The 18,384-nt window shown below is 67.9% G+C and carries 15 protein-coding genes; 2 read left to right on the forward strand and 13 right to left on the reverse strand.

The window, feature by feature from the left end:
• Positions 1-65 precede the first annotated feature (65 nt).
• The 3 genes from tssM to tssK form a co-directional block, all read right to left on the reverse strand.
• Positions 66-3,668 carry a type VI secretion system membrane subunit TssM gene (tssM, locus tag AC3A6Y_RS00680; protein WP_487866311.1) on the reverse strand — a complete coding sequence of 1,201 codons (3,603 nt, stop codon included), beginning with the start codon at positions 3,666-3,668 and terminating at the stop codon, positions 66-68.
• On the reverse strand, positions 3,665-4,993 hold the full coding sequence (locus AC3A6Y_RS00685; protein WP_487866312.1) for a DotU family type VI secretion system protein: 1,329 nt from the start codon (positions 4,991-4,993) through the stop codon (positions 3,665-3,667). The genes tssM and AC3A6Y_RS00685 overlap by 4 nt, the downstream gene beginning before the upstream one ends.
• 73 nt (positions 4,994-5,066) lie before the next feature.
• The gene (tssK, locus tag AC3A6Y_RS00690) at positions 5,067-6,398 is read right to left on the reverse strand and encodes a type VI secretion system baseplate subunit TssK (protein ID WP_487866313.1); all 1,332 of its coding nucleotides are present in this window, start codon (positions 6,396-6,398) and stop codon (positions 5,067-5,069) included.
• Positions 6,399-6,685: 287 nt separating this feature from the next.
• Here tssK and AC3A6Y_RS00695 point away from each other — a divergent pair, with 287 nt between their 5' ends.
• Both AC3A6Y_RS00695 and AC3A6Y_RS00700 read left to right on the forward strand, forming a co-directional pair.
• Positions 6,686-7,906, forward strand: a complete 1,221-nt coding sequence (locus tag AC3A6Y_RS00695) for a nitroreductase family protein (RefSeq protein ID WP_487866314.1) — start codon at positions 6,686-6,688, stop codon at positions 7,904-7,906.
• A gap of 38 nt (positions 7,907-7,944) precedes the next feature.
• Positions 7,945-8,319 carry a VOC family protein gene (locus AC3A6Y_RS00700; RefSeq protein WP_487866315.1) on the forward strand — a complete coding sequence of 125 codons (375 nt, stop codon included), beginning with the start codon at positions 7,945-7,947 and terminating at the stop codon, positions 8,317-8,319.
• A 333-nt stretch (positions 8,320-8,652) separates the two neighbouring features.
• On the opposite strand, the gene AC3A6Y_RS00705 is transcribed toward AC3A6Y_RS00700, so the two are convergent.
• From AC3A6Y_RS00705 to phnD, 10 genes are all read right to left on the reverse strand, one after another.
• Positions 8,653-8,946 (reverse strand): hypothetical protein, encoded by a 294-nt coding sequence (locus AC3A6Y_RS00705; RefSeq protein WP_487866316.1) that lies wholly within the window; start codon positions 8,944-8,946, stop codon positions 8,653-8,655.
• 143 nt (positions 8,947-9,089) lie between these two features.
• Entirely contained in the window at positions 9,090-9,608 is a 519-nt protein-coding gene (locus tag AC3A6Y_RS00710; RefSeq protein ID WP_487866317.1) for a hypothetical protein, read from the reverse strand.
• A gap of 157 nt (positions 9,609-9,765) precedes the next feature.
• Entirely contained in the window at positions 9,766-10,461 is a 696-nt protein-coding gene (locus AC3A6Y_RS00715; RefSeq protein WP_487866318.1) for a hypothetical protein, read from the reverse strand.
• An 88-nt stretch (positions 10,462-10,549) separates the two neighbouring features.
• Complete coding sequence (gene imm45 / locus AC3A6Y_RS00720; RefSeq protein WP_487866319.1) at positions 10,550-10,885, reverse strand: Imm45 family immunity protein; 336 nt, start codon at positions 10,883-10,885, stop codon at positions 10,550-10,552.
• Positions 10,885-11,514, reverse strand: coding sequence for a hypothetical protein (locus AC3A6Y_RS00725; protein WP_487866320.1), 630 nt, complete (start codon positions 11,512-11,514; stop codon positions 10,885-10,887). Before AC3A6Y_RS00725 ends, imm45 begins: the two co-directional genes overlap by 1 nt.
• Entirely contained in the window at positions 11,471-13,312 is a 1,842-nt protein-coding gene (locus AC3A6Y_RS00730; protein WP_487866321.1) for a two-partner secretion domain-containing protein, read from the reverse strand. The genes AC3A6Y_RS00725 and AC3A6Y_RS00730 overlap by 44 nt, the downstream gene beginning before the upstream one ends.
• Before the next feature lie 23 nt (positions 13,313-13,335).
• Entirely contained in the window at positions 13,336-15,009 is a 1,674-nt protein-coding gene (locus tag AC3A6Y_RS00735) for a ShlB/FhaC/HecB family hemolysin secretion/activation protein (protein ID WP_487867771.1), read from the reverse strand.
• Positions 15,010-15,207: 198 nt separating this feature from the next.
• Complete coding sequence (locus tag AC3A6Y_RS00740) at positions 15,208-15,867, reverse strand: hypothetical protein (RefSeq protein ID WP_487866322.1); 660 nt, start codon at positions 15,865-15,867, stop codon at positions 15,208-15,210.
• 260 nt (positions 15,868-16,127) lie between these two features.
• Positions 16,128-17,132 (reverse strand): phosphate/phosphite/phosphonate ABC transporter substrate-binding protein, encoded by a 1,005-nt coding sequence (locus AC3A6Y_RS00745; RefSeq protein WP_487866323.1) that lies wholly within the window; start codon positions 17,130-17,132, stop codon positions 16,128-16,130.
• A gap of 7 nt (positions 17,133-17,139) precedes the next feature.
• Positions 17,140-18,165, reverse strand: a complete 1,026-nt coding sequence (gene phnD / locus AC3A6Y_RS00750; RefSeq protein WP_487867772.1) for a phosphate/phosphite/phosphonate ABC transporter substrate-binding protein — start codon at positions 18,163-18,165, stop codon at positions 17,140-17,142.
• Positions 18,166-18,384: the final 219 nt, after the last annotated feature.

Consider the following 18,384-nt stretch of genomic DNA (forward strand, 5'->3'; position numbering starts at 1 on the left):
TTCGTGTACTTCGCGCACCCCCTCCTGAAAGAGGGGGCGAGCGCCTTCGGGCGGCCGGGCGGCGCTCACAAGCCCTCCGGGCAAGCGAACTCGCGCAGCTCGCGCAAGCGAATCGGATGCTGCACGCTGTTGGTCGTGACCTCGAAGCGGGTCTTGCGCGCCCCGACCTGGAAGGTGATGAAGAACCGCTCGGGCGCGTCGCCGGCTTCGAGCTGGCCCTCGTCGAGCACGCGGAACAAGGCCCAAGGCCCATCGACTGCCGTGCCCGAGGGCCCGCTGGCCGAGGGCGGGCTGACCTGCACCCGCACCTGGTTGCTGCCCTTGGGACCGGGCCATTGCACGGCCATGGGCACCACCGGGCCGTGCGCGTACTTCACCAGCTGGCCGTCGACGTCGAGGATGAACTGGGTGATGCCCGCATCCATCTCCACCGGCTTGAAGTCCAGCCGCATGGCGGGCGTGCGGCCGGCGGCGCGGAAGAAGATCTCCTTGATGCGCGCCGCCCGCTCGAACTGCGCGATGGCCTGCGCCGTGATCGCGCCCTGCTCGGCCACCGGCCTGTAGCGCCAGGGCCGCGTGCTGGTGTCGACCAGCGCGGCGAGGCGCTTCTGGAAGAACTCGTCCATCAGCCCGCCGGGGCCGAACATCTGGCCGAAGTCCTCGGGCAGCACGTCGCGTTTGCTGCTGGTGACGAAGGGGTAGCGCCCGGCAATCGCGGTCTTGCAGAACTCGGTGACCGGGCGCAGGTCCAGGCTCAGGCTGCCGCGCTCGGCCACGCGGGCCTGGGTGGCGCCGGACTGGCTGAGGTTCTCGACCATCGAGCGCACCGGCTCGGGCAGCCGGCCGGCATCGGACTTGAGCTTGCCCGCGACGTCGCCGGGCGGCGGCGAGCTGCGGTTCTTGACCGCGGTGTCGACCGCCGTCAGATAGACGTAGACCTCGTTGAAGAGCTTGAGCGTGTCGTCGATGGGCGCCGGCCCGCCCGGCGTGGGCGAAGCGACCAGGCGACGCAGGTCGGCGAAGCGGTCGTCGACGATGCTCTCGATGCGCTTGCCCGCGGCCACCGGCTTGTTGGGGTCGCCGCCGAACAGCTCCTCCAGGCCCTTGCGCGTGTTGCGCACGGTCTCGCTGGCCTTGGCGACCACGTCCTTGCCCTGCTGCTCGGCCGGCGTCAGCGTGGTCTCCTTGACCACCGCGCGCAGGAAGCTGGCGAGCGGCGAGCCGACGCCGGAGAGGATGCGCGCGTTCTCGATGTTCTTGTCGAGGCCGGTGGCGCGCACCAGGCGCACGTCGGCCAGCAGGGCCTCCCACACCTTCGCGTATTCCTCGAGGTAGAGCCTGCGCACGCGATCGGTCAGCGCGCCCAAAGCGGCGGCATCGCGCAGCCGGTCGGCCGCGCCGCGCTCCTGGCCCAGCACCCACGGGTCTTCGGTGGCCAGCAGGCCGGTGACGACGGTCACCTCGTTCTGGAAGCGCTTGTGGTAGCCGTCGTAGGTGAACATGCCGGGCACGCCATCGGCGAGCGGCTTGCCGCTGGCGCGCTCGAAGACCAGCGGGCCGGCCGGCCCCGCGGCCGCGGCGACGCTGAAGGAAGGGATGTCCTTGCCCAGGCGCTGGCGCTTCAGGCGGCTGAAGACGCGCTGCTCCAGCGGGTAGCTGGCGAGCACGGCGCGCACGTTGCGCACCAGGGCCTCGTCCATCTTGAGCGGCGAACGCGGCGGGCCCTGGGCGATGAGCACGTCGAGCTGGTCCTCGAGCAGCTTGCGCTGGTCCTCGGGGATGCCGCGGTCGAGGTTGCGCGCCCAGTCGAGGGTGATCCAGGCCTTCAGCGCCTCGGCGTCGAAGCGGTCGGGCTGGTGCAGCATGAGGTAGGTCTTGAGCGCCTCGTAGGTGAACTCGAGGTTGTCCTTCTGCGCGGTGCGCAGCTGGTCCTCGATGCGCTTGGCCAGCTGCGGCAGGAAGACCTCGTTGAGCGCGCGCTGGTGCGCCAGCATGGCGGCGGCGTCCAGCTTGTGGCCCTGGTAGAGGCCGAGCGTCATCGACAGCGGCTCGTCGCCCGCGCGGTTCTCGGGCACCTTCCAGATGTTGCGCAGGCCCTGCAGCACCGGCGCGACCTCGACCAGGTTCTGCACCCGCGCCGGCAGCGCGGCGAGCTGCTGGCGCGCCGGCGCGATGCGCGCATCGACGGCCTTCAGGTACTCGAGGTTGCGCCAGCCGCTCCAGCCCCAGCCGGCCAGCAGGGCCAGCGTGACCAGCGTCATCGCCGCCAGCGCGGCCACGCGAAGCCCATGGCGGCGGCGCTCCAGCTTGACGTCGGCGCCGGCCAGGCGCTGCTCGGGGAAGACGACGTCGCGCAGCAGCGAGGTGAGAAAGTAGCTGCGCCCGCTGCTCTTCTGCGGCGGCAGGATCGCGCGCTCCAGCCCGAAGCTGCGCGAGAGCGCACCCATCACGCGGTCGATCGGGCTGCCTTCCTGCGTGCCGCTGGTGAAGTAGACGCCGCGCACCCAGGGCGGCTGGGTGAAGCGCGAGCCGGTGAAGACCTGCTCCAGCAGGTCGGCGAGCAGCGGCTCGATGGAGCCGAACTGCGCCGGGAAGCCGAAGATCGCGGCACGCCGGGTGCCGTCGGTCTCGCGCTGCATGCGCTGGATCAGCGCGTCGTTGACGCGCCCGTGCAGCAGGCCGAACTCGCGATGGAAGGCTGCCGTGAGGCCCTTCTCGTCGACCACCGCGCCCTCCTCCGCCGGCAGCGTGAAGCCGAAGACCTGCGCACGCTGCTCCTTGCCGAGGTCGGCGAAATACTCGCCGAAGCCGTAGAGCAGGTCGCTCTTGGTGACCAGCACGTAGACGGGCAGGCGGGTGGCGAGCTTGGCGTCGAGCTCCAGCAGGCGCGCGCGGATCGAGGCCGCCAGCGTGCTGCGCTGCTCGGCGTTGTGCGACAGCAGGTCCTGCGCGCTGACGGTGAGGAACACGCCGTTGAGCGGGCGCCGCGGCCGCACCTTCTTCAGCAGGCCGAGGAAGCTTTCCCACGCGCCCTTGTCCTCGGCCTGGTGGCTGTCCTGCGTGGTGTAGCGGCCGGCAGTGTCGATGAGCACCGCGTCGTCGGTGAACCACCAGTCGCAGTTGCGCGTGCCGCCGATGCCGCGAATCGCGCCGGGGCCGAACTTCTCGGCCAGCGGGAAGGACAGGCCCGAGTTGACCAGCGCCGTGGTCTTGCCCGCGCCCGGCGCGCCGATGAAGACGTACCAGGGCAAGTCGTAGAGATAGCTGCCGCCCGAGAGCGAGAGCCAGTCGCGCCAGCCCGGCTTGCGGCCGGCAGCGTGCAGGCGCATCTTCTTGAGGGTGGCGACGGCATCGGTGAAGCGCGCATCCAGCACCTTGCGCTCGCCGCCGTCGTCGGCCGCGAGCGGTGCGGCGGGCGCCTTCATCAGCCCGTCGGTGAGGTGCCGGCTGGCCTTGCGCACGCGCCAGCGGCGCCAGGCGGCGCGCAGCAGCACCAGCAGCACGATGACGCCGATCAGCACCGCGCGCGAGAGATCGCTCTCCAGCGGGGCCAGCTCGCCGATGCGCACCAGCGGGCCGATCCACCAGATCAGCAGCGCGACGACGAGGAGCGCCAGCAGCGTCAGCAGCACGGGATGGAACAGCCATCCGAAGAGCTTCTTGATCATCGCTTGACCTCCGACAGCTCGGCGGCGACGCGCTCGGGCGGCGAGAGCAGCACGATCTCCACCCGCCGGTTGCGCGCGCGGTTGGCCGGGGTGTCGTTGGCGGCGACGGGCTCGGCATCGGCCTTGCCGTCCGAGCGCATGCGGGCCGGGTCGACCAGGGTCGAGAGCGCGCCCTTCACCGCGTCGGCGCGCGCGGCCGAGAGATGCCAGTTGGAGGGATAGCGCATCGAACGGATCGGCTGGTTGTCGGAATGGCCGGTGATCAGCACCTCGCCCTTGACCTCCGCCAGCGCCTGGCCGATGCGGTTGAGCACCGGCAGCGACTGCGCCATCGGGTCGGCGCTGCCGGAGCCGAAGAAGCTGTCGCCGCGCAGCCGCACGGTGCTGCGGTCGGCCTCGTCGGTCACGGTGACCAGGCCCTGCTTGATCTCCGCTTCGAGGAACTTGGCGAGCCGCGGCGACTTCGCGAGGATGGCCGGCGGCGCGATCTGCACGTTGGGCACGCGCAGGCCGGAAACAGCCGCATAGGTGGCGTCGGAGCGCTGGTTGAGCGCCAGGCGGAAGCCGAACCAGGCCAGCGCCAGCAGCAGCGCGAAGCCGGCCGCGAACACCCACATCGGCAGCGACTCGCGCAGCCGCACCGTGCCGGCGCCCTGCCCGCGCCAGTGCGGCGAGAGCTCGGCCTCGACCGGCGGGCGCTCCTTGGCGATCAGCTCGGCCAGCCGCTGGCGCACGCTGTCGAGCTGGGCGCGGCCGTTCTCCACCACGCGGTAGCGGCCCTCGAAGCCCAGCGCCAGCACGCTGTAGATCAGTTCCAGCAGCTGGCGGTGCGTGGGCACGTCCTGCGCGAGGCGGGCCAGCAGTTGGAACACCTTCTCGCCGCCCCAGGTCTCGTTGTGAAACTGCACCAGCAGGCTTTGCTTGTTCCAGCCGCCCTGCACGCCCCAGGGGGTGTTGGCCACGGCTTCGTCCAGTGCGGTGCAGAGCACGTAGCGCGCGGCCAGCACCGACTCGTTGGAGATGCCGGCACGGCGCGCGGCGGCGTCGAACTGGTTCACGGCGTCGGCGGTGGAGGCCCGCAGCGCTGCCACGTTGGGCGCGTGGACCATGTTGCGCAGCTGGCCCACCAGCACCAGCAGCTTGCCGGCAGCCGAGACCAGCGGATTGAGCAGGCCCAGCTCGCCCACCTCGGCCGGCAGCGGCTCGGTGCCACCGCCCATGGATGCGGGGGGCGGCACCGGCGCCGGGCCGCCCGGCCCGCGCGGCTTGGGCTTGATGACCGTGCGCTCCGACTCGAAGGCAGCGAAGGGGTCAGGTGTCGTCATGGTGCTGCGCCTGTCTTTGCGCCCTCTCCCTGCGGGAGAGGGCTGGAGTGAGAGCGCACGAAGGCTTGCGCAGTCATGATCGAATCGCCCAGAAGGCGAGATCCAGTCCCGGGAAGTCGCCTGCGATGTGCATCGCCATGCCGCCCGACTGCTCGAGCTGGCGCCACAGGTCGCTGTTGCGCGTTTCCAGCTCGAAGTAGTTGGCGCCGCTGTGGAAAGGGATCTGCCGCGGCGCCACCGGCAGCGGCACCAGCGTGACGCCCGGCAGCGCCAGGTTGACCAGGTCGCGGATGCGCTCCACCGGGCCGATCTTGACCTGCGTGGGGAAGCGCGCGCGCAGCGCCTCGCCCGGCATCTGCGCATTGACCGCAAGCACGAAGGTGGCGTTGCGCTGCAGCTCCACGTCGGGGATCAGCGCCACGCGAACGCCGTGCTTGCGATCGTGCAGGTCGATGCGGATGGCCGACTGCTCCAGCACCATCGAGAGGCTGCGGCGCAGGTCGTCCATCAGCGGCTTGAAGCTCATCGCCAGGTCGTCGTGGACATAGGGCGCGAAGCGGGCCACGCGGCGCGCATCGCGAAAGCTCGCGAGGTCGCCGGCCAGCGCCAGCGCGTGCTCGAAGAAGCGCTGCGGGTGCAGCATCGCGCTCTTGGCGAGATGCGCGAACACCGCTTCGTTGCGGTTGACGGTCTGCAGCAGCAGGAAGTCGGCGATCTCGGCCACGCCGCCGGTGCCGCCCTGCGTCATGCGCCCGGCCAGCGCCTCGCCGCGCTGGCGCAGGAGGCCCAGCAGCTCGTCGAGCCAGCCGCGGATCACCGCATGGCCGGCGACGTCGAGCAGCGGCGGCAGCAGCACGCGGTCGAGCTGCACCTGGTTGTCGGTGCGGCGTTCGACCACGCGGGCGACGTTGAGCGTGGTCCAGGCGTCCGTGGCGTCGCCGGCACGCAGCAGGCGGGCGTTGAGCGCACCCAGCTGCAGCATGGCGGTGCGCTCGCCGGCGGTGTTGGAGTCGGGCACCTCGGTTTCGAGCACGCGGTGGCGCACCAGGTCCTCGAAGGCCTCTGCATCGGCTTCGCGTGCGCCCGCGCGGCGCAGCGGCAGGGCCAGCACCACCGCCTCGTCGCGCATCGCGCCGGGAATGTCGATGGGCTCGGGCAGGGGGTCGACCGCGGGCATGTCGAACACCGTGCCGTCGCCGAACACGCCCACTGCGCGCACCAGCGCCAGCTTGCCGAGCGTGAGCGCGGCGGCGTCGATCTCCAGCTCGGCAAAGCCCCAGGCATAGGGCGTGGTGGTGCGCAACAGCAGGTGCCGCGCATGGTCGGCATGGCGCTCGCTTTGCTGCAGGTGCTGGGGCTGCAGCAGCATCCCCTCGCTCCAAACCACTTTAGTTCGCCAACTCATCCGCGCTCCGTCGATGGCGGGAGGCCCCCGCCGGAAAGGAAACATCTAGTTTCCGGCGCGGGGGAGGCGCGGCAAATCTGGCTAATGGCCTAGACGGCGGAGGCGGGATAGTGCGAAGGGGCTATTGGCGGGACGGCACATCGGGCGGTGGCCCGCGGTGATCCGCCGCTGCGCGAGGCGACGGCCGTGCGCGCGGGGGCCTTTTTGGGTGCTGTGGGACGAGGCCGACAGACACCACACCCCGCCGCGTGTCACAACCCGTCTTCGTCTCGAGACACGGAGGCCCTATGGCTGCCAAGACCCTGCCCCGGGCGCATCCGGCGCTCCGATGGTTCTCCGCCGTTACAGCGCTGGCCGCGGCCGGCGGCATTTCGTACCGGGCCTGTCGCCAGGGCCTCTTGCAAGCGGAAGACAAGTCGCTCGACGCCTGGGGCGCTTTCGAAACCCATGCGCATGCCGGCGCCGACCGGCTGGTTGCGGCGGCCGTGCTCGCGGCAAGTGCGCACAACTCGCAGCCCTGGCGCTTCACCGTCGGGCCGGGCGAGATCCTGGTTCATGCGGACTTCGACCGGGGGCTCGGCGCGATGGACCCTTACGAGCGCGAGATGTTCATCGGCATCGGCTGCGCGCTGGAGAACATGGCGATTGCCGCGCCGGGGGCCAGGCTCGCGACGGAGATCGCGCTGCGGCCGACGTCGAGCCGTGAGCTTGCGGCCCGGGTGAGGCTGACGCCGGCGCCCGAAGCGGTGACGCACCGGCTGGAGGCCGCGATCACGAGGCGCCGAACCGACCGCGGGCCGTACGCGCTCGCGCGCGAGATCGACGACGAGACGCTGGATGCGCTGCAAGCCGAGGTGGCGGGCTCCGGCGACCACGAGCTCGTCTTTCTGCCCTGCAAGAGCGAGGAGGCCCGGCGCTTCGGCGCGCTCACGCTGGAGGCGACGCAGGACATCATCGCCGACGTGCCGATGAGCCTCGACAGCGCGCACCGGGACCGGCTGGACCAGACCCTGATCGACGAGCGCCGCGACGGCCCGACGATGCAGGCGCAGGGGCTGGCGCCATGGCTCGCGAATTTGGCGCGCCCGGGCCCGCAGACGCCGGAGCAGGCTGCGCATTCCGTGTGGCTCAAGAACACGCGCCAGGTGCAGCTCGCGACCGCCGCGCACTTCGGCCTCTTCGTGGTTCCGGCGCATCGGCTGCTGGATGACGTGGTGTCGCTGGAGGTCGGGCGCGCCTGGCAGCGCCTGCACCTGGCGGCAACGTTGCGGGGGCTGGCCTGCCAGCCGATGAACCAGATCCCGGAACGCATCTGCCGCGAACGACAGCTCGGGCACGGGCCGAAGATGCAGAGTGCCGTGGAGCAACAGCTCTTCCTGAATGGCGGACTGCCCACCTTCTGCTTTCGCATCGGCCTGCCCACGCGCGAGGCGCCGCACGGTCCGCGCAGGCCCGTGGAGCAGGTGCGCCGCGTCGGCGAAGCCGTGCCAGCACGAAGCGAGGAATGAACGGACGAACGAACGAACGAACGAACGAAAGGAAAGCCATGCTTCAGCAATCCCCGATGTATGCCTACATCCCCGTGAAGGACGTCGCCCGTGCGCGGCAGTTCTATGAACAGAAGCTGGGCTTCAAGCCCAAGATGGAAACGGCGGGCGGCGTGGTCTACGACTGCGCCGGCGGCACCAGCTGCTTCCTGTACCCGACGCCGAATGCGGGCACCTCGCAGGCCAGCCAGGCCTTCTGGGAGGTCGCCGACATCGAGAGCGAAGTGGCCGAGCTGAGGAAGCGAGGGGTGGTGTTCGAGGATTACAAGATGCCGGGGCAGGATGCGAACGGGATCTTGAACGAGGGCGGGGCGAAGGCGGCCTGGTTCAAGGATACGGAGGGGAACATCATGGCGGTGATACAGAGCCTTTGATGAGGCAAACGACGTTCTTGCTGTCGCCCCCGTTGTCTCTCATCGTCGCTTTTGGGACTACCCAGCAGAGAAGGAAATCCGATGCGCCAGCCCAACAGGACGAACAACTAGTTCGCAAATGGGAATTGCGGCTTTAGCACCGCCCACTCGGCTCGTGGTGGAAACCCACTGCGCGACCGAAGCGGTTTATATGGCCTTGAGCAATGTGCTCGATGTCAATCTGCGCGAGTGCAGCCTGATCGGTGCGCCTCACATAGTAGGCATTGATCCTGTCGCCCATCCGCTGCCCGGGTGTCGGCCCCTTTCTCGCGCTCTTTCCTCCGTCACCATCGATCAGCGAGACGCCAAGAATGGCTGCGAAGAGCGGGGGACTGGTCGCCAGCGTGTCTCTGACATATCGATCGGCAGGATTGCTCTCGTCCGAGCGATGGCGCGGTCCTGGGCGGCCGAGACCTGCACGCCCTGCAGGTTCACCGCGCCGCCGCGGAGCACGACGCCGCCCTGGCTCAGGTCGTTCTTCGCGCTGATGGACGTCACCCCGCCCGGGCCTTGGTTGGCGACGATGGCGCCGACCAGGTTCACGTCATGGCCCGCGCTGGCCACTAGCGTGCCGCCGGGGTTGCTCACGTACAGGCCCGCCACGCGGGTCGATGCGGGTGTCGCTGTTCAGCCCGGCCTGGCTCGTCGTGGTCGTGCTGCGGATTTGGATGTCGTGCCTGCTCGGAGGAGAGGCTGTTGACGACCACGCCTATTGGCTGACTGACGACGATCTAATTCGACCTCATATTCCGAATCTTCTTCAGTTGTTCCCGAGTAAGCCCCAATACCTGTATACCTAGCAACGAATCCTCATTCACGAGGAATTTCACCGGTCCACATACGAACGCTCGATCAGCAGCAGACCACATACCGAAGTTGATTTCAAAAAATTCTTTACCGAATCCTACGGAGAACGTCATAGGTAGATCGAGGCGCTGCGTTGCCCAGGGTCCCTCGAACAGAGTTTCATCAAGATCCAAGATCGGCAGCCCAGGCCCTTCTCTCAAGGCCCCAACCGGTATGGACTCATGCACCGCGTCAAAACTCAGGAGCGTGAAGGCACGTAGAGTACTAGAGTCGAGATTCATCTTCAATTCTAGAAAGTTGGTTGAGAGATCACCAAGGCGAACGTCTCTGACGCCACCGAGACTCAAGGCGTAACTCCGAAAACTCAAAGGTACGTAGTCATCAACCTCAATGCGAACCACTGGTCGCGCAGTCATATCGATTCCTGAGATAGCAATTTTCATCATTAGGGTTGTCTTGGTAATGCGTGAACTAAGACAGGCAACCTTGCTCCAGGTCTTGGAGGGCGAAAACTCAGCTCCCATCCCCCCACAATGATAGTTTTCGAGTAGCTGATGCCACCATTTGCAATGACAGACTCCACGGCAGTATGCAAACTCGTCAGTCGGCTTGCGTCGCCAAACCTATTTGTTCCGGACTAGCGCCACGCTTCGCCATCCCGCTGGCTAATTCAAAAATGTGTTCAGTTGCATTGCCAGCAACCCAGACAGTACCGCCTCCTGCCTGCAATTCAAATGAGCGAGGGACCGGAGTTCCGGGCCAAACTTCCTGAGTCGCCTTGATCGAGTCCCAAACTGTGCCTGTTCGACTTCCCAAGCCCAATCCCGCCTTGGTCAACGCCGTCACACCAGCTGTCGTGGCAAGTGCGTCAACCACAGCCCGGCCCTGAACTTCAGGATCACTCTTCAGGCCCAGGATGATGTTCGTGGGCAGCAGAGCAGCATTTTTGAGAATGGCCTTTGCCGTTTCACTCCACCCCTCGTCGCTGATGCTCGCAATGAGCTCCACAGGAACAGTGGCTGGAGACAGGAGCAGAGCGATCAAACCCTTGCTTATTCCTTTGTAGAAAGTCCCGTTGTTGTCCGTCTCTCTCTCGATGTCCAGCCTGTTGAGAGCGTCAACGATTCCACAAGCCTTCGCATTGACGGCGGCATCCGAATCACACGCTCGCTGCGCTTGGCGCCTCAGTTCCTGCTCCTTGGGCTGCAGCCAGTTGTTCGCGGCCGCGTTGGCGCCTGCCCCCGCTGCAATGTTGATCGCAGCGACATCCTGCCCAGTGATGGCTACAGCAAGCAAAGGTCTGCGCTAAGCCGCGATCCAGCCCTCCCGGCGACGAAGATCTTCCAGGGTCAGAGATCTCCTGTGAACGCAGAAACATCGTGACCTAGAGATCCGCGGCGTCAAGCTCTTTACGCACTAAAACATCGCTCACATTTCCTTTAGGCCACACCCATTTAGTCCAATTCTCAATGAGCCATTTTCTTGATATACCCGCCTCCTCTTCAATGGCCGTAGAGGGAAACTCAACATATGGATTGATTCCAGCGCAATAGCCAGTAATCGAGATTAATGCGACGGAGGCCAACCGCCGACCTCCTTCTGGATGCCCACATATCATCATGACCACCTCGGATTCAAAAGGCGCGCTCGCAGGAAATTTAAGCAAATACCCTCGCGGCAATGCTACAAAACTGCTGTCAGTAAGTTTTTCCCAGCTCATCACTTTATCCTTAAGTCATGCCCACCCGACAGATCGGCGGGTTTTTGCGGCTTTAAATCAAGTAGTCGATATTGCCCCTCATGCGCACCCGTCTTTGGATTTATTTTTTCCCAGGCCCCATGCTGCGTGTCTACCGAATAAAGACTACCGTCAGGAGCACGATAAACATCTCGATCGTTCATTCGACTCAGACGCGAGTCTCTTGTCCAATTATTTTCTACTGCGAACTCCCTCACCTCCTGCTTAATGACTGCAACGCGCTCACCCGGAGGCAATTTCGCTATATCCTTCTCAAACTTTTCAGCTCCAGCCAGAGATTGAGCAGCCTTGCTGCCCGGAGCGTATCCTGCCGCCCTCGCATCAGCGGCTGCCGTCTTAACAGCATCTTCAGTCTTCGTACCGGCCCTGATAAGCGTACCGGCCTTGCTAACTGCCTTGCCGCCTCCCGGGAACACATCAAGCACGCTCGTAGGGAAGAGTGCTTCGTTGGCGGCGTAGATGACGCCGAGTGCAGAGATTTCTGAATCGGTGAGTCCACCGCGCGCCCCGGCCTTCTCCAGGTACTCCCGGATCAGCTGCTGCTTTTCAACTAGCGGCTTCAGCTCGAGCGCCTTCAGACCTTCGGCCACCGGCGGCGACGGTGATGTCATGTCCCGCGCGCAGCGTGCCGCGGGTGTTGTCCAGCGAACCGCCGGCGCTCAAGAGCGCATCGCCGCTGCTCTCGAGCTGGCCGTCCGTGTTGACCAGCTCGCCCGTGCTGGCGATCTGCAAGCTGCCTGCGCGCAGGGTTCCGCCGGTGTTGTCGAAGCGATCGACGCTGGCGCTGAAGGCCTGGCTGACGTTGAGCGTCCCGCCAGCATTGCTGAAGCTCGGCCCGCTGGCGCTCAGGCTGGTCGTGGTGAGAGAGCCGCCGTTGTTGTGGACTTGCGGGGTGTCGAGCTGGATGGCGCCGCCTGCGTAGATGCGGCCGCCGTCGTTGAGGACGCCGCCGGCGGCGGTGATGTTGCCGGGCGCGGGCACGTAGCTGGGCAATGCGGTCGTGCTTCCGCCGCCGCCCGTGCCAGTCGCGGTGCCCGTGCTCGTGCCTGTGCCTGTGCCTGTGCCTGTGCCTGTGCCTGTCCCAGTGCCCGGCGTCGTCGGATCGGAGCTCCCCGTGCCCGGCTGCACCGGCGCCTCGGGCACCGGCTCCGCCCCGATCACGCCGCCGGCAGTGTTGCTCAGGATCGGCGCCGTGACCGTCAAGCCAACCCCGCTGGTCTGGCGCATGGTGCCGCCGCGGTTGTCGATGGTCCCCGCGCTCGCCAGCTGCAGGCTCTGCGCTTCGAGGGTGCCGCCCGCATTGCCCAGCGTGCCCGGTGTGGCGATCTTCAGGTCCCCGCCGCTGGCGATGCGGCCGCTGTTGGCCAGGCTCCGGGCCGCAAGGTCGGCCCGCCGCGCGGCCTGCATCGTCCCGATGTTCTCCAGCCGCCCGGCCGCGGTGACGACCAGTTCGCCGACCCCGCCCAGCGGCCCCGAGCCGTCGGCAGCCATGATCGTGCCGGCATTGCGCGCACCGACGCCATGCTCCGTGCCGATGAGCGTGATCTTGCCGGCGTACATGCCCCCGAGCAGCGAGGAATCCAGCGCGAAGACGGGCGCGCTGCCGGTGCCGGTGGTCGGGCTGATCTGCCCTTGATCGGCCGAGACCTGGTTGGCGCCGGCGACCACCTTGAGCTCGTTGGCCCAGAGGCCCGCGTTGACCTTGATGGCGCGCGCCAGGATGGATGCGTAGTCGGCGCTCCTGGCATCGAGGCCGGCGCCCTCGATGCTGACGGTGCCGCTGCGCACCACGTAGCCGTCCAGCCCGCCGGCTGCATTGAGCTGCGGGGCGCCGGTGGTGAGCGTGGCCCGGCTGGCGTTGACGAAGGTGCCGCCATCGACGGCGATGCCCGCCGGGTTGGCCACGATCACCTCGGCGCGCTGCCCGCCCACCTCGATGGCCCCGCGCAGCTGCGTGGGGTTGCCGCTCACGATCTCGTTGAGGATGATCCGCGCCGGCCCGGTCGCCAGATAAGGATTGGCCTGCACCCAGCCGCCCAATTGCGTCTGCACATTGCTGCGGCTGTTGTTGAGGATGACGCCGCGGGATTGGACGTCGAACTGGTGGTAGAGGTTGCGCGAGACGCCTGCGGCCGAGGGGGTCTGGATGTTGACCAGGGGCACGCCATTGGGCGCCACCAGCACGGTGGGGCGCAGGCCCGGCGCCACGCCCGGTGCGCCCACGATCTGCGCCTGGCCGGGCAGCGCCACCAGCACGCCGAAAAGAGCGCCCGCCGCGATCGCGGGCGTTGTGCCGGTGGCCTTGCCCGCGCTCCTGGCGGTTTCCTGCACCACCACGCGCAGACCGCGCGCAGCATTGAAGACCACCCTGTAAAGGTGCTTGTTCATGTTTTTCTTTCCAGCCGGTCTCGTCAGAAGCTGTAGTTCAGGTTGAACCTCGCGCTGGCCCTCGCGGTGCGGAAGCCCTCGGGCCTGCGGATGGGCGCGCCGACGAAGAAGTCGCAGTTCAGTCCCTTCCACGCGCCGCGCAGGCCGATCACGCCGCCGGTCAGGCGCCGCCCGGTCAGGCCCTCGGTGGAGCGCCCGCCCACCTGCCCGTGGTCGATGCCGGCATAGAGCTCGGCGCCGGTCTCGCCCAGTGCCCAGCCGATGTCGTTGCGCGAGAGCCATCCGCGCTCGCCCATCAGGCTCGATTCGCCGTCGAAGCCGCGCACGGTGTAGCGCCCGCCGATGGAGAAGTGGTCCTGCTGCGTGAGCGGGCTGCGGTTCCATTGCGCGCGCCACAACCCCGTGTAGCGCAGCTTCTGCGCGCCGAGCTGAAAGGGCGCGTTCAGGCCGAGCTCGGCGGTGGCCATCTTGAAGCGCGAGGTGCCTTCGTCGAACTTCTCCTCCGGTGCGTGCAAGGCACCGAAGGCGCCGGTGCCGCGGCGCCAGGCGATGCCGGCATCGAGCGTAGCCTCGCCGATGAACTCGCGGTGCGCCAAGCCCAGCTCCCAGCCGGCGGTGGCGCGCCGCTGCACCGGGACCTCGTGGTCCTCGATGAAGTTGTGCCCGCCGCGCCGGAAGGTGCGCAGCCCGAGCGTGGTCTTGCGGTGCTGGTCGCGGTAGATCAGGCGCGAGAGCTTGAGCTCGGCGTTGGACGATTCGCCAGAGTAGACATAGACCTGGTGGGCCCCCTGCACGGTCTGGTGGTAGTCGTTCTGCGAGGCGGTGGCGCTCGCCAGCCAGAAGCCCCAGGGCAGCGAGTAGTGCACGGTCCGGCCACTGGTGCCCTGCCCCTGGTGGTTGAAGGCGTCGTGGTTGAGGCCGACGTAGAACAAGTCGTTGAGCCCCAGCGGGTTGTCCCATGCGACGGTGGCACCGGCCTGCGTCTTGCCCGTGGCCTTGGTGCCGCTGTCGTCGAGACTCAGCGTGGTGCGCAGCGGGAAGCCCTGCGCGTACTTGACGACCAGGTCACTGTCGCCGGGCTGCGCATCGGCGGCCTTCGAAGGCTCGATCAGGATGTCGGCGAGGGCCGTGGGGGCGCGCTTGAGGTTTTCCAGGCCCTGCTCGACGTCGCGCAGCTCGAGCAGATCGCCGGCACGCGCGGGGATGGCGCCGGCGAGGCTGGTGCGCGCCTCGTTGCCGGCGGCGAAGCGGATGCCGGCGACGCGGCCGGGAATCAGCGTGAGGGTCAGTGTGCCCAGGCCCAGGTCCTGCGGCGCGGCGAGCACGCGGGTGGTGACGTAGCCGCGCGCGACCAGGGCCTGCTGCACCCGCGCCATCACGATGTCGACGCCCTCGGTGCCGATGCAACGGCCGCGCGGATCGTCGCTGCCCTCCTCGCCCGCGGCGGCGGCCAGCGCCCACTGAAAGTTCTCCGCGCGCGCGCCGGCGAGCACGAGGCGCTCGATGCGAAAGCATGGCGCCTCGTCCTTCGGCAGCCGCCGGTTCTCGGGCCGGAGCTCCGGCTGCAGGCGGCTGTCGACGGCGCGCTCCTGCTGCTGGCGCAGCGCGCGCTCGCGTTCCTGTTGCCGCTGTTCCTCCACAAAAGGATTGGGCGCCGCGGGCAGCGGCGGCGTCTGGGCATGCGCCAGCGCCGCCATTGCGGCCGGCAGAGCCAGCGCCCATGTCTTGCGCTTCCACACGCGCAGGTTCCGACGGGCCGCAGGCCCGCGGCCTCCCCTTGAGTTCATCACATCCGTTCCTTCTTTTTTTTGGCCGTGAAAGCAGGAACCCGAGAGACCCGCGCACCCATGCATGCCCTGGGCGGGTGGCGCGCTTCGCCTCGCCTGGCTGGCGGCTCAGGCCGCGGCGAGGGTGTTCCAGGGTGCAGCGGTGGACGAAGCGAACTCCGTCACTTCGATGCCCGGCACGCCGGTGTCTTCCCACTCGATGTCGATGTCGATCTCGCGGCGATGGACGCTGGCGGACCGGAGGGGCTTGGCAGTGGTCTCGGACAGCGGCTTGAGCTGGTCGAACGCCTGCAGGAGATGAACGGGCGACGAGACCGTGATGCCGCTCTTGCCGTTGACTTCGTCGCGGCCTCGCTGCACCAGGGCCTCGGCTTCGATGGAGATGGCCGGGTCCAGCGCCATGCAGGTTTTCATCTTTACGAGCGCGGTCAATGCCTTCTCGGGATCGTTCTCGTGCTCCTTGCGGAAGGCCGCGCTCGAAACGAGGGCGTCCATGACCGTGTCCTTCCACGCGTCGCGAGCCTCGCGCTCGCAGGCGTCCTTTCGCTTCGAGCCGAGGCGGTCGCGCCAATACAGGACGGTCAGCGCGGCACTCAGCGGCAGAAAGCCCCAGGCCGATGCGGCGACGATGTACATATTCCAGCCGGCTTGAGCCGACAGGTCGAGCAGCCATGCATGGCGGTGCCTGCTGCGCGCCACGATGGCCGCGATGGTGATCGCGCCGAGCACGGAAGGGAGGAGCCACGGGGCGAAGAATTCGATGGTCATGCGAGGTATTCCTGGAAGAACTGCCGGAGGCCGCCGCCAAAGCCGATAGCGCCGGGGCAGGCATGGCTCATGGACGGGCGCGCGCGTCCGGGGCTTTGTGGATGGATTTGTGGGGTGCCGGGGGTGTGCCCCGTGCCTACTCTGGATTGCATGGCCTGCCCTGCTCGCTCTGGTTGCGAGGCGGCGCATTTTGGTCCAAAGGACGAGAGAAGAATCTGATCAATTCTTGCGCCCGCGCGAGATTCGCGGTCGCGGCGCGCTCAGGGCGCTGTACCGCGCAGCGCGGCCACTTGCTGCGCGTAGCTGCGCTCGAGCCGCTCGAGGCGGGCCTGGCGCGCCGCCTCGTTGACCCACTTCGCATTGAGCGCGTGCTGCCGGGCCAGTTGGTAATCCAGGGTCGCGGTCGGCAGCAGCGCGCTGTTGTCTTCCACCACATAACCCAGCGGCGCGTGCAGTTGCTTCAGCACCTCGCGCTCGGCATCTCCGCGCGGGCCCTTGGCCTGCCCGTACGCCGCCAGGAAGTCCTGCAGCCGCTTCTGCAAGGGCGCGGGCTGGTCGCGCCGAACGACGAACAGCGCGGGTGGCGTGGGGCTCGATTCCCAGATCACCTGCAGCCGCGAGGCCTCGACGGGGAACTGCTGCCTGAAGCGCTCGAAGTCGGTGCTGTTGTTGGTGGCCACGTCGGCATCGCCATTGGCCACCGCCAGCGCGGTGCCCTGGTGGGTGTCGACCAGCTCGCTCTGGAAACGCTCCATGGAGATGCCGTGGGGTGCGAAGAGCTCCAGCTGCGGCACGATGAAGCCCGACACCGAGCGGCTGTCGCCACGCGCCAGGCGCCAGCGCTCGGGCGCGGCCAGCAGCTCGTCCAGCGAATGGTGCGATCCGGTCTTGCGCGCGAGCAGCACGGCGCGATGCCGGGAAAGGCCGGCATGGCGCTTCACCTGCGCCACCACGCGCATCCGCTGCTGCACGACGGCATCCAGCGCCAGCTTGGCGGACAGCAGGGCGAAGTCGACCTCGCCGCGCCGGATCGCCCGGTCCAGCGATTCGTAGGAGCTCACGGACAGGACGCTCACCGGCCGGCCCAGGGCGCGGCTCAGGTCGGCCAGGAGCGGCGTCCAGCTCTCGCGCGATTCGACGGCGCCGCCGATCGGCAGCACGCCGAAGCGCAGGGGGACGGCCGCGTCGGCGGAAGCGCCCTGGGCGAAGCATGCGGCCCCCGGCACGGCAAGCAGCGCCGACGCGCACAGGAGGCGCCGCCGCACGCCGGCCTCAGCGTCCGCTGCCGCGCAAGGCCGCCGTCTGCTCGGCATACCCGTTCTCGATGCGCTGCAGCCGCGCCTGCCGAGCCGCCTCGTTGACCCATTGCGAGCTCATCGCGCTCTGGCGCGCCAGTTGGTAGGCCAGCTTGGCGGCAGGCAGCAGCGAGCTGTTGTCGGCCGCCACGAAGCCCGCGAGGTCGTGCAGCGACTTGAGCACGGCCCGCTCGGCGTCGCCGCGCGGACCCTTGGCGCGCGCGTACTCGACCAGGAACGCCTGCACCTTCTTCTGGAACTCGGGGCCGTACTCGCGCCGAACGACGATCTGGGCATGCGGGATCAGCTCCGATTCCCAGATCACCTGCAGGCGCTCGGCCTCGGCCGGAAACTGGAGCTTGAAGCGCTCGAAGTCGGCGGTGTTGTTGGTCGCCACGTCGGCCTCGCCGTTGGCCACGGCCAGGGCGGTGGCCTGGTGCGTGCCCACCACCTCGCTGGCGAAGCGGGTCTCCATCGCGATGTGGTTGGGCAAGAAAAGCTGCAGCTGCGGCACGACGAAGCCCGACAGCGAACGGCTCTCGCCGCGCGCCAGGCGCCAGCGCTCGGGCTCGGCCAGCAGGCCCTTGAGCGTGGTGCGGGGCCCGGTCTTGCGCGTGAGCAGCAGCGCGCGGTAGCCCGGCAGGCCGTCATGGCGCGTGACCTGGGCGACCACGCTCATGCGGCGCTGCGTGACCGTGTCGAGCGCCATCTTCCCCGACAGGAAGGCCATGTCGACCTGGTCGCGTTGGATGGCCTGCTCGAGCGCCTCGTAGGAGTTGACCGAGAGGATGCTGACCGGCCGCCCGATGGCGCGGCTGAGATCCGCCAGCAGCGGCTCCCAGTCGTTGCGCGACTCGAAGGCGCCGCCCAGCGGCAGGATGCCGAAGCGCAGCGGGGCGTCGTCCGCGGCGGCTGCCGCCCGCATCGGGGCCACGGACGCAAGGCCCAGCAAGGCGAGCAGGACGCAGCGCCGCAGGAGCGCGAGCGCGCGCCATGCCATCATGCGCAGGCGCTCGGCAGTGGGGCGGGCGTGTAGGACGAAAGAAGCACCATCGGCGCCATGGACGGAGACCTGCATCTTCTTCTGGAACACGTTGGGCTAAGGGAGCTGCGGCAACGGGCTGGTCAAAGCTGTTCAGTCGAGAACACAATTAGAAACCAACTTTGGCAGATTTCGTGACGTTTTCCTCTGTTCATGTACTTCAGTCGGGGCCCGCCGGCC

This window comes from Variovorax sp. Soil_C_17 (assembly GCF_057657265.1).

What these genes read in the sequence shown, in the direction of transcription:
- AC3A6Y_RS00700 (WP_487866315.1), top strand. Translation starts at nt 7,945, where the DNA reads ATGCTTCAGCAATCCCCGATGTATGCCTACATCCCCGTGAAGGACGTC.
- AC3A6Y_RS00695 (WP_487866314.1), top strand. Translation starts at nt 6,686, where the DNA reads ATGGCTGCCAAGACCCTGCCCCGGGCGCATCCGGCGCTCCGATGGTTC.
- AC3A6Y_RS00730 (WP_487866321.1), bottom strand. Translation starts at nt 13,312, where the DNA reads ATGAACAAGCACCTTTACAGGGTGGTCTTCAATGCTGCGCGCGGTCTG.
- tssM (WP_487866311.1), bottom strand. Translation starts at nt 3,668, where the DNA reads ATGATCAAGAAGCTCTTCGGATGGCTGTTCCATCCCGTGCTGCTGACG.
- phnD (WP_487867772.1), bottom strand. Translation starts at nt 18,165, where the DNA reads ATGATGGCATGGCGCGCGCTCGCGCTCCTGCGGCGCTGCGTCCTGCTC.
- AC3A6Y_RS00685 (WP_487866312.1), bottom strand. Translation starts at nt 4,993, where the DNA reads ATGACGACACCTGACCCCTTCGCTGCCTTCGAGTCGGAGCGCACGGTC.
- AC3A6Y_RS00740 (WP_487866322.1), bottom strand. Translation starts at nt 15,867, where the DNA reads ATGACCATCGAATTCTTCGCCCCGTGGCTCCTCCCTTCCGTGCTCGGC.
- AC3A6Y_RS00710 (WP_487866317.1), bottom strand. Translation starts at nt 9,608, where the DNA reads ATGAAAATTGCTATCTCAGGAATCGATATGACTGCGCGACCAGTGGTT.
- imm45 (WP_487866319.1), bottom strand. Translation starts at nt 10,885, where the DNA reads ATGAGCTGGGAAAAACTTACTGACAGCAGTTTTGTAGCATTGCCGCGA.
- tssK (WP_487866313.1), bottom strand. Translation starts at nt 6,398, where the DNA reads ATGAGTTGGCGAACTAAAGTGGTTTGGAGCGAGGGGATGCTGCTGCAG.
- AC3A6Y_RS00735 (WP_487867771.1), bottom strand. Translation starts at nt 15,009, where the DNA reads ATGGCGGCGCTGGCGCATGCCCAGACGCCGCCGCTGCCCGCGGCGCCC.